The sequence below is a fragment of the Coprococcus sp. RTP21428st1_C9_RTP21428_210409 genome (assembly GCF_040227395.1).
Lineage (GTDB): Bacteria > Bacillota > Clostridia > Lachnospirales > Lachnospiraceae > Coprococcus > Coprococcus aceti.
Genome location: NZ_JBEHVV010000086.1, coordinates 1 through 10,959, shown reverse-complemented (window position 1 = coordinate 10,959; position 10,959 = coordinate 1). Strand labels below are relative to the sequence as shown.

Genomic DNA, 10,959 nt, shown 5'->3' with positions numbered 1-10,959 from the left:
CTGTATACATATGAGGCTGGTAACAACATATATACTCCGGATTCTGATGAGAATGTGATTATCAGGAGGGCTTATAGGTTTGATGAAAACAGTATGAATGTAAGTATTCCGGCTAAGAGTTATTCTTATACGGGAAAGCCTATAAAACCGGTAATTAAAGTTACGGATAATGATGGCTCTGTAGTAAATGCAGATGCATATGATGTTACATACTCGAATAATAAAAATGTCGGAACCGCTGTTATAAAGATTACAGGAAAAAATGAGAATATCGGCACACTCACAATGAAATTCTCAATAGTTCAGGCAGCATGCAAGCTTTCTGTTAAGAAGGATGGTAAGCAGGCCGCAGGTACATATACGCTTCTTCTGAACAGTCGTGGAACAGCATCTATGACCCTGGCAGCTACGACTTCAGGAAATGAGAAGATAAGGTACACAAGTTCAAACGAGAATGTACTCAAGGTCAATGACAGAGGAGTCATAACAGTCACAAAAACGGGTACAGCCAAAATAACAATATGCGCTAATAATAAGACAAAGTCAAATTATAAGCCATGCTCAAAAACAATCACTGTGAAGGTAAGAAAACCTCAGAGCATACAGGTTAAGAGTAAAAAGACACAGTATAATTATAAGAAGGGCGTGAAGAGAAGCATAGGAGCCTCAGCAAAGGGTGGAGTCAGACTTACATATAGTTCATCCAATCCTAAGGTTATTTCTGTAGCGAATAATGGAAAGATAACAATAAAGGGTGTTGGTAAAGCTATAGTTACGATAAAAGCAGGTGATAATGGTGTATATGAGCAGAAGGTAAGAAAGATTACATATTATGTAAGACCGGTGATGTCATCTGTGTCAATTGCCCATAACAGCAAAACACTAAAAGTAACAGTAAATAATCCTACTCCGAATTCAAAGGTTATCGTAAAAGTGTATGAATCGTCAAAGATGAAAAAACTGTATGGTAAGCCACATATAAAAACTGTAAAGAAAGGCAAGAAAGTAGTTATTACTGTGAATGTATCAAAGTATAGCAGATACTATCCTGTAATTTATGTGAAGAAAAATGGCGTTGAATCACAGAAGGTTACAAATAGCAGAGGAGATATAAGGAAGTAAAGGGGGCATTTCAGATGACGAGAGTAAAAAAACTTATAGCGGCAGTGATGATTGTCTTGGCTATATGTTCATTTGGTATGGTGCAGGCACACGCTGATGAGTCGGATTCGACTGATGCGGTAAAAACCTATTATTGCATAGCAAATTATCCAGTTGGAGTAAGATTAAGTACATCACCAAACGGAAGAGCGCTTGCATGGATAACCATGACCGAGTCTGAAGCAGCGGATGCGTATGTGTATGGAAAAATAGATTACAGTGAGGATAAAGACGAGCTGAAGATACGTGGACTTACCGCACAGTCCATGAGACTCTACTGCGAAAAACTGGCCATAGGCAGTGAGCCATGCAAAATAGACAAGATAATCTCATGTGGAGGCAGTATCATGACTCTTGAGGTTAAGTCTGGTTCATATCTAAAGTGCAATGAAGTCGTGGGGGCTCACCGTTTTGATATTGCTCCAAGCGGACAGGATAATAATGTGTACAAGCCTTCAGCCTTGAATTTATCAGAGGACAGTGCTGAGGTGATCATTTCAGATGATAAACCATATGTATATACAGGCAAGGTGATAGCTCCGACAGTACAGGTCAAGTATGAGGGAAGAGTTATTGAACAGGGTACAGACTATAAGGTCACCTATAAAGACAATATTAATGCAGGAACACAAGCAAAGATTGTGGTGACTGGATGTGGAGATTATGGCGGAGAGATCCAGAAGGAATTTACAATTAAGCCTGCAAATGTGCAGTCTGCATCGATAGATGTGGCATCTTGTGTATATGACGGAACAGCAAAGTTACCAAAGGTTACAGTGAAGCTGAATGGTGCGGTAATGGGCACTGATAACTATAAGATTACTTTAAAGAATAATGTATCGGCCGGAAATAAAGCGGAGGCAGCCATAGAGGGTTGTAAGAATTTAACTGGAAAAGTAAGTAAGACATTTACAATTTCTCAGGCGGATATAACAAAAGCGACAGTGACATTAGCTGCTAATTCTTATACATATAGCGGAAGTTATTTCAAGCCTGCAGTTACAGTTGCGTATGGAAGTGCAAAGCTGAAGGCATCAGATTATACAGTACAATACGCAAATAATAAAGAACCTGGTACAGCTACAGTTACTGTTACGGCAAATGGTTCCAACTGCGTATCAGGAAAGCGAGTTGTAAAGAACTTTAGAATTGAAAAAAAGGTACCAGTGATCTCGTTCAAGAGTCCTATATCAACAACATGGCACAATGCAAATGGAACACATGGCTTTGAGTGTGTTGCACCTAGTGATTGTCAGGGTACGTTTAGCTTCAAATCAAGTAATCCTAAATTACTTGCAATCAATGCGGCAGGTGGAAGAGTTCAGGTTATGAATAACAAAGCATTTGGCAGTGTAGTGATTACAGCTACCTTTACACCAAAGGGAGCGGATGCTGCGCACTATAGTACAAAGTCTATCACCAGAACTATAAAAGTGGTGCCAAACATAGTTAAGATAGCGAATAAAGAATCTAAAAAATCAGGACAGTTATATATACAGTGGTCTAATAGTAAGAAGGAGTATAATGCCAGCGAATATAGGATATATTATTATGGCTACAAGAAAGACAGTGAAGAGTGTGGACAGATGTCATTATACAATTCAAAGAGTAAGATAACGGGAACCAGTACAACCATAACCGGACTGAAGGCTGGAAAATATTATATTAAGGTTGTTCCTTGCTATAAGTCGGGCGGAAACGTGCAGAATGGTGCCAGCACAAGTGCTGTAAAGTGTGTTATTAAATAGTCGAAAGAGGAAATCTTATGGAATTTATGACTCCTGTGGATAAATATATGATATCGGGTGTCCATCGTATAAGAATAGGAAGTCTTGACGAGAATGAGATTGTGGTGAGAAGCCCGGAAATGATTGGTGTTCAGACCGAATTTGTGGAAAATGAAAATGGATGGAGTATATGCGATACTGGCAACCATAGCTTGACCGTGAATGGCAATCCGGTACAGTCAGGATACAAGCTTAAATGTGGAGATATTATAGAAGTCGATGCTTTAAGGATAATATACTGTGTGCAGTTTATCGGCGTGCTGATACAGAACCACTTAAAAGATGGTATTATTGTCAATCTGCCGTATATGGATTCTGAGAGGCTTCAATATGCGGATGTTCAGGAAAAAGACAGATTTTTTCACAGATCTCCCAGAAATACGAAGGAGCCGGTTATAGAGTCTGTGACAATTGAGAATCCACCGGCAAAACAGCAGATAGAAAAGAAGCCGCTCTTGATGGTTATAGGACCAACATTTACAATGATGATCCCTATGATGCTTGGAGGAGTTCTTGCTATGTACAGCTACAGATCATCAGGGAGCAATTCTGGAATGCTTATGTATACAGGTCTTATCACTGCTGCTGCATCTGCGGCTATAGGAGTGTTATGGGCCTTCATCAATATGCATTATGATAAGAAGAGAAATGCACAGGGGGAGCTTGACAGGAGATCTGGGTATGCCAGATATCTGAGACGGCAGATAAAACAGATAGCTTATAATCAGAACACTATAAAAAATGTGCTTGGAGATATGTACAAATCTCCTGATGTTATAACGCAATATACAGATCAGTCAACTGAATTGTGGAATAGGAACAGGAATCAGAAGGATTATCTGGTGGAGCGGGTTGGCCTGGGAACATTGGATGTGTCAGAGTATATAACTGTTCCTAAGATACGAATGGAACAGTCTGATGATGAATTGATACAGATCCCGGGCAAAGTAAAGGCTGTATATTCACGAATAAAGGATGTTCCGCAGGGCGTGGATCTCGGAGCTACAGGTATAATAGGTATAGTTGGAGCGGGAGATAAGAGCAAAGCATTTGATGTGGCAAGAACCATGATTGCACAGATAGCAGCGAATAATTCTTATCGTGATGTAAAACTTGCATTTGCATTCGATTCTGAAACTGATAGCAGTGAATGGATGAACTATAGGTTTATGCCGCATGTGTGGCTCGATGATTATAGTGAGAGACTGATGGCGTCAGATAGAAGCTCAGTGGACGACCTGTTTTTCAGAATTATTGATATTCTGAGAGACCGGGAACAGAAAGATTATACTATAGAGAAGCGACAGTTTACTCACATTGTGTTGTTTGTTGCTGATACTTCTCTGCTGGAAGGGCATGCGATAAATAAGTACATAACAACAGATGCACAGAAATATTCTTTCACAGTGGTAACCTTGGCTGATAAGGAATCGCAGTTGTTGAATGACACTACTTATGAGCTTATAATCGACAAACAGTTTTCGGGAATCCATAGGATGAAGACGGATGAGTATAGCCATGTAGATTTTGATAAGGTGACAGAAAGTCAACTGGCAGCTTTTGCCGACAGAATAGCAGTTATAAAGGTGAACGAAGATGTGGAGGCTGGCGGTATACCCGACAGCCTTACATTTTTTGATATGCTGGGAATACAAAGGCTGGAAGAATTGCGGGTTCTCGACAGATGGAAGACAAACAAAAATTACAACAGTATGCGGGCTGTCATAGGTCAGTCGGCTGGTGGCAAGGACTGTATTCTTGATGTACATGAGAAATATCATGGTCCCCATGGGCTTGTTGCGGGAACTACAGGATCGGGAAAGTCGGAGACGCTGCAGACATATATTCTCTCAATGGCGATAAACTACAGCCCTGATGATATAGGCTTTTTCATTATTGATTATAAGGGCGGAGGAATGGCAAACCTGTTTGATGGTCTTCCACACATGATAGGAGCAATATCGAATCTGTCAGGAAGTGCGATAAAGAGAGCTATGGTGTCCATAAAGAGCGAGAATATGCGAAGACAGAGAGTCTTCAATGAGGCCGGAGTGAACAATATTAATAATTATACCAAGCTTGTAAAAGCCGGTGAGGTAGAACTTCCGGTACCACATCTGTTTATAATAGTGGACGAGTTTGCCGAGCTGAAGCGAGAACAGCCGGAATTTATGAAGGAGCTTATAAGTGTTGCACAGGTTGGACGAAGCCTTGGTGTTCATCTGATCCTTTCTACGCAGAAACCAGCAGGAACAGTCGACGAAAATATCTGGTCGAATTCCAAGTTTAAGCTGTGTCTTAGAGTGCAGGATAAGCAGGACAGTAAAGAGATGCTGCACAAGGAGGATGCTGCTTTTATAACTCAGGCAGGAAGGGGATATCTGCAGGTTGGAAATGATGAAGTGTATGAGCTATTCCAGTCTGGCTGGAGTGGAGCTGAGTATCGGGGAGATGCGGTTTCTGGTGAAGATACACGAACTGCGATACTTTCAGCTTCTGGTTCGGAGATTATAAGAAAGAAGAAAATTGCCAAAGTGTCAAATCCGGCAAACAGCGTAACGCAGTTGGATGCGGTTAAAGAGTATTTGGCCAAGGTAGCAAGAGAAAATGGATATAACAGAGATTATAGTTTGTGGATACCACCAATAGCTAATCCTATATTTATAGACGATATAGATGATGAATATCCGATAAATAAATCAGATGATGCATATTCATTGGTGGCAACTATAGGAATGTACGATGATCCATCAAGGCAAAGTCAGAAACCATATAGGATCGATATTGCGGATGCTGGAAATATTGCAATATGTGGAACGAATGTAAGTGGTAAAAGTACCTTTGTTCAGACACTTATTGCATCATTGATAACCAGATATAAAGCTTCAGAAGTGAATATATACATAGCAGACTTTAGCAATAAATCTTTGCGGTGCTTTGAACAGGCTCCACAGGTTGGCGGCTTTGTTAGCGAGGATGATGACGACAGAATTAGGAAACTGATATTCTTAATAAACAGGATTATATCTACAAGAAAAAATATTCTTGGTGGAATAAGCTTCAACTCCTATAAAAAAGTTAACAAAAACGATATGCCTGCAGTAGTGTTCATAATAGATAACTATGCTGGATTTCGTGAAAAAACAGCAGAAATATATGATGATAATATGCAGAAGATTGTTCATGATGGTACTGCATATGGAATATATACGATTGTAACTGCAAATGGATTTGGTAATACGGGAATACCTGGAAGGATAGAAGACAATATATCTGAAACAGTGGCATTGAGCCTGAATGAAAAGTATATGTACTCATCGGTTCTGAGAACAGGAAGAGTGGAGCTTGAACCGGAAAATCTAAAGGGAAGAGGACTCATAAAGGTCGATGGAGAAGTAATGGAATTCCAGACAGCGATAGCTACGGATAGGTGCGATGATATGGAACGTATAGAGTTACTTCGCAATATGTGTGCATCTATGGCTGAAGGAGCTACTGAGGTAGCGGAAGGTGTTCCTGAAATTCCAGAAAAACCTACGTGGGAGATATTCAAGAGGCGTAATGATGTTGCACAGATGTGTAATGGATATATGCTGCCGATAGGATATGACAGTGTAAGTGCGGAGGGATATGGAATAGACCTTAGGAGAACATTCTGCTATACAATTACGGGCAGAGCAAGAACTGGTAAGAAAAATGTTATGCGGTTATTGATGAATGCAGCACTGATGAGAAATGCAGATATAGTTGTTATAGAACATGGTTCCAATGAGTTCAAGCTTGATTCGGAATTGTTGGGAGCAACGTATATAGATAGCGAAGCAGCACAGGCAGATTACTTTACAATGCTGGTTCCAGAATTTGTGGAGAGAAATAAGTTTAAAAATCAGGTAAAGGAACAAGGCTATGATGAGAATGAAATATATAGCCAGATGACCCGGTTTAAGGAAACATACATTTTTATTGCAGATATGGAAGCGTTTTTAAATACATTGTATTCGCCGAGTGAAGGCATTACAAGAATTGTCCCATTTATAGAGAATGTTGTAGAGAAAGGCGCTCTGCACAACATATTCATTATAGGGTTGATTGATACAGCAAGTCAGTCAGAATGTCGTGGACGAAAAGTATATGATGTTATGACTGGATATCATATGGGAATACAACTGGGTGGCAATTGTGCTGAAACTTCATTTTTTAATTTTACTAATCTATCATTTACAGAGGCAAATAAGATATACAAACCAGGTATAGGTATGATCCCACAGGATAATGATGATCGGAATGTATCGCAGATAATTATACCGTTATACAGGAGGCAGATAAAGCATGATTAAGTCCAGGTTGATTATGCCAGAAATAAATCAAGAATTTGATGTTCAATATAATGAGAATGCACAGGTTTGTGATGTGATAACGGATACTTTGGATGTTGTATCGCAGTATCTGCGAACAGGCTATGTGAATCGTGAGCACTGGGTATTAGTGTTACCGAGAGAAGGCATGGTTATGGATCCAGATAGAACCTTGAAAAGTTATCATGTTGAAAATGGCGATAAACTGATACTCATGTAGATGAAGGATGTGTGATGTTAGTATCGTAAAGATACTTGACAAGTACAGGGGGGATGAAAATAATGGGGAATAGAGGCGTGCTTTTATATGTAGACTTGGGCAAGCTTGAAGATGAACCATACAGATTGTCAAAGATATATGATACACTTGGACAGTATATTGATGATATCAGACGTCAGAGAGACATAATATACATAAGCAAGATGGCGGAATCTCTGGATATATCATCCCTGGACAGATATCGTGCTCAACTGGTAGACGAATATGATCGGCTTGGAACTCTGAAGAAGATTCTGGATGAGGCATACGATCTATATAAAGAATGTAATGAAAAATTCGAGGCATCTGGACAGACTCTGTGCAACCTATATGCTGAAACTCCATGGTATGAGACCAGTGAGGGAAAGCTGGCTATAGGTATAGGTGTGCTTGTGGTTACTGCTGCAGTGGCGATAGTCTGCCCTGCTGTACTAGGGGCGGCGGCCGCCACGGTAACACAGTCTATAGCGACATCTGCTATTATTGGTGCAACCACGTCAGGCGTTATGAATGGAATAGCTTCCATGAATTCCGGCAACTCATTTTATGATGGATTTGCAAGTGGCTTTGAATCTGGAGCAATATTGGGTGCAATCAGTGGTGGATTAGGAGCCGGGATATCGGCAGTTGCAACCGGGGCAGAACTGACAGTAGGAAGAATAGTGGCAGTAAAAGCTGTGAATATGATATCTGATGCGACTGTAGATACTGTGGTATATGCATATCATTCAGACAAGTACGATAAGAGTATTACTGGTGTAGACATAGTCAAGACTTGGGCAGCGAGTGCTGTAACATCGCTTGTTATGCAGTCGATTATGGATGAATGTAATGATAGGACTCAATCACCAGATAAGAACAGTAATTCAATTAATTTTAAGAATTCGTTGGATAATCAAAGTAAAGCTAATAGTAATAAGCCCACAAATACAGTCACATATAGACGTGTTCAAGGAGGAACTGGAGACAAAGCAAGTCAACAGAGAATATTAATTGATAGTGAAGGAAATGTATATATAAATAAGAAAAATGTAAATTTGAATGTTAGTGTGGATAACGGAGAGCATTCGCAGTATTATATAGAAAATAAACGACCTGGTGCTGATATTTATGAATTTGAAGTTCCTAAATGGTTAGATGATATGGTAAACGAGTATATCGTGCCGGAAAAGAATTATAGAACAAATCCTTTAAATCAGGGGAGATGTGCGCCAAAGCTAAATGATCCCACAACTCCTGGAAGATGCATAGAATTTCCTGCACCGTGGATTGAATGGATTGAGGAATATGCTACAAATGGAAGAATAATAGCAGGAGGGGGGTAGGTGAAAGATAAGAAATAGAATAAGGTAAGCTTAAAATTGTTGAAAAAAATAATTGGAGGATTGGTTTAATGAAAAAAACGATTTCGATAATGACAGAGGAGTTTGTAAATGAAAAAACAGGCGAAAGCGTAGAGGGTATAACTATAATGATTGATGGAGTTATAAAAGATTTATTTGATATTATTAAGCATGAAAAAAAAGAATACAGCGATAACGTAAGTATAGTTCAGGATGCTTTAATGAAAGGTTTAGAAGAAATAAAAAATACTATATAAGCTAAGGTAATTATCATAGAATTTGCGATTTGCAAAAATACATTGTTTCCATAACAATTAGTATAGTGGAAACAATGTATTTTTTATAGTAACATGAGAAAAAAACATGCTGATTGACTATGTTGTACACACTACGTCAGAGGCAAAACAAATTGCTGGAGAAACAGGTGTAACACATGAGGAGAAAAATACGTATTTAAAGAATCGCAGATATTATTTTGATGCTGTTACCAAAACAATGGTTAGAAGTATGTCGGTTTTAGATAGTGGAACAATAGATGGAATGGCTACGGATGAAAATGGGAAGGCTTTAATATTACTGATATCAGATCATCTTGATTGGAAAAATGAGTATGATCATTTACTAAGACTACAAGAAAAAATAAATTCTTATATTACATTCTGCGAGGAACATCAATGGAGAATTAACAGTAAAAGAGTTTGTTGATTGGTACAATGATATTGACAACTATAGACCAGAACTGCCTAGTAATAACCGTAGTCACAAATATGAATAAGGAAGAATCTAATGGATATATATTTAGTAGCAAAATTAAAGAAATATGATGATTTTATTTCCTGTTATAATGAAGGAGATGAGAAAAAAATGTACAAAGGTAAATCACTGCTATTTTATTCATTATCAAATAATGATGCAGAAAGCCGTTATTTAATAACAATTTTTTTGATCAATAAGGGTGCTGATGTTAATGTAGTAAATGAGTGTGGTGAAAATCTTTTGCATATATTGCTTTCAAGAGTGAATCACAATATAAATCAGACGGTGGAGTTGTGCAAAAAGTTGATAGATGGAGGTGTGGATATAAACCAAATAGACGAAAAAGGAAGAGTCCCACTACAGTATTTGATTAATTTAAAATTTACAGATGAGGAACTTGAACCTTTATATAAAATCTGGTTTGCACAAAAAAATATTCTGGTTAATTACAAGAATGCATGGGGAAAAACGCCATTGGAAATTGCTGCTCAAATGCCGTACAGAAAAAAATTAGTAGAAAGGTTAAAATTATATGAGTGATGTAGTAAGTTTTATTTCAGATGCTGGTGGAAGCGTTGTTTCAAAAAATATATTGATACGGAAGAGTATTTGAGTGATGCAGATAATATGAGCATCTGTGATTTTAATACAATTGCAAATATTGAACCGGCAATTCTCACAATATACAACTGTAAAGTTGGAACTGATTTAGAATTGGTGGATGAGAATGGAAAGAAATATTTCTTGGATAACAGTACAGGAAAGAAATTTAAAGTATAGGACATATTCTGGGCACTCGGTAAGAAGTAAATGAGTAGCGTAAGAAGCCGATGCAGATAGTAAATACATTGTTTACTTAACAACACTTGTTATGAAAACAATGTATTTTTTTACAATCAAATTAAGAAAAACTAAACGACTGTTGACAAAAATAATGAACGATGTAATACTATTGCTTGGCAATAATATAAAGGAGATGGTGTTGTGTCGCGGGAAGATGATGTTGGAGCTGCGGGCGTTGGAGAAGCTGCGAAAGATAGCAGAGATGAGCTTGAAGACATTTTAAAAGCGCTTGAAGCTGGTGATTCTGACAAGCATGGACCCAATGTGAAGATCATTATAGGTGTAATAGCTGGGATCGTATTGGCTTCAGTTGTGTTAATCAGCATAATGGTTAAAATAAGAATGCACAGGTTCGTGATGTGATAACGGATACTTTGTATGTTGTATCGCAGTATCTGCGAACAGGCTATGTGAATCGTGAGCACTGGGTATTAGTGTTACCGAGAGAAGGCATG

11 protein-coding genes are annotated in these 10,959 nt (G+C 38.5%); all 11 read left to right on the top strand.

The features are described from left to right. Positions 1 to 1,122: immunoglobulin-like domain-containing protein (locus tag ABUA34_RS12675; RefSeq protein WP_502880271.1), on the top strand; the 1,122-nt coding region annotated here is incomplete at its 5' end. A 14-nt stretch (positions 1,123 to 1,136) separates the two neighbouring features. Beyond that, the gene (locus ABUA34_RS12670; RefSeq protein ID WP_055147840.1) at positions 1,137 to 2,909 is read left to right on the top strand and encodes a hypothetical protein; all 1,773 of its coding nucleotides are present in this window, start codon (positions 1,137 to 1,139) and stop codon (positions 2,907 to 2,909) included. A 17-nt stretch (positions 2,910 to 2,926) separates the two neighbouring features. Next, the gene (essC, locus tag ABUA34_RS12665; protein WP_349823424.1) at positions 2,927 to 7,285 is read left to right on the top strand and encodes a type VII secretion protein EssC; all 4,359 of its coding nucleotides are present in this window, start codon (positions 2,927 to 2,929) and stop codon (positions 7,283 to 7,285) included. Next, on the top strand, positions 7,278 to 7,523 hold the full coding sequence (locus ABUA34_RS12660; RefSeq protein ID WP_015533115.1) for an EsaB/YukD family protein: 246 nt from the start codon (positions 7,278 to 7,280) through the stop codon (positions 7,521 to 7,523). Before essC ends, ABUA34_RS12660 begins: the two co-directional genes overlap by 8 nt. Positions 7,524 to 7,576: 53 nt before the next feature. Further along, complete coding sequence (locus ABUA34_RS12655; RefSeq protein WP_349823423.1) at positions 7,577 to 8,887, top strand: MFS transporter; 1,311 nt, start codon at positions 7,577 to 7,579, stop codon at positions 8,885 to 8,887. A gap of 68 nt (positions 8,888 to 8,955) precedes the next feature. Beyond that, on the top strand, positions 8,956 to 9,162 hold the full coding sequence (locus ABUA34_RS12650) for a hypothetical protein (RefSeq protein ID WP_055148043.1): 207 nt from the start codon (positions 8,956 to 8,958) through the stop codon (positions 9,160 to 9,162). 106 nt (positions 9,163 to 9,268) lie between these two features. After that, on the top strand, positions 9,269 to 9,610 hold the full coding sequence (locus ABUA34_RS12645) for a DUF6572 domain-containing protein (protein ID WP_055148041.1): 342 nt from the start codon (positions 9,269 to 9,271) through the stop codon (positions 9,608 to 9,610). After that, positions 9,549 to 9,680 (top strand): GH-E family nuclease, encoded by a 132-nt coding sequence (locus ABUA34_RS12640; protein ID WP_082418113.1) that lies wholly within the window; start codon positions 9,549 to 9,551, stop codon positions 9,678 to 9,680. Before ABUA34_RS12645 ends, ABUA34_RS12640 begins: the two co-directional genes overlap by 62 nt. Before the next feature lie 11 nt (positions 9,681 to 9,691). Beyond that, complete coding sequence (locus ABUA34_RS12635) at positions 9,692 to 10,201, top strand: ankyrin repeat domain-containing protein (RefSeq protein WP_055148038.1); 510 nt, start codon at positions 9,692 to 9,694, stop codon at positions 10,199 to 10,201. Positions 10,202 to 10,270: 69 nt separating this feature from the next. After that, the gene (locus ABUA34_RS12630) at positions 10,271 to 10,441 is read left to right on the top strand and encodes an immunity protein Imm33 domain-containing protein (RefSeq protein ID WP_199413867.1); all 171 of its coding nucleotides are present in this window, start codon (positions 10,271 to 10,273) and stop codon (positions 10,439 to 10,441) included. A gap of 204 nt (positions 10,442 to 10,645) precedes the next feature. Continuing rightward, the gene (locus tag ABUA34_RS12625; RefSeq protein ID WP_055148032.1) at positions 10,646 to 10,867 is read left to right on the top strand and encodes a hypothetical protein; all 222 of its coding nucleotides are present in this window, start codon (positions 10,646 to 10,648) and stop codon (positions 10,865 to 10,867) included. Positions 10,868 to 10,959: the final 92 nt, after the last annotated feature.

Coding starts and splice junctions, on each gene's coding strand:
- ABUA34_RS12670 (WP_055147840.1), top strand. CDS start 1,137: ATGACGAGAGTAAAAAAACTTATAGCGGCAGTGATGATTGTCTTGGCT.
- essC (WP_349823424.1), top strand. CDS start 2,927: ATGGAATTTATGACTCCTGTGGATAAATATATGATATCGGGTGTCCAT.
- ABUA34_RS12660 (WP_015533115.1), top strand. CDS start 7,278: ATGATTAAGTCCAGGTTGATTATGCCAGAAATAAATCAAGAATTTGAT.
- ABUA34_RS12655 (WP_349823423.1), top strand. CDS start 7,577: ATGAAAATAATGGGGAATAGAGGCGTGCTTTTATATGTAGACTTGGGC.
- ABUA34_RS12650 (WP_055148043.1), top strand. CDS start 8,956: ATGAAAAAAACGATTTCGATAATGACAGAGGAGTTTGTAAATGAAAAA.
- ABUA34_RS12645 (WP_055148041.1), top strand. CDS start 9,269: ATGCTGATTGACTATGTTGTACACACTACGTCAGAGGCAAAACAAATT.
- ABUA34_RS12635 (WP_055148038.1), top strand. CDS start 9,692: ATGGATATATATTTAGTAGCAAAATTAAAGAAATATGATGATTTTATT.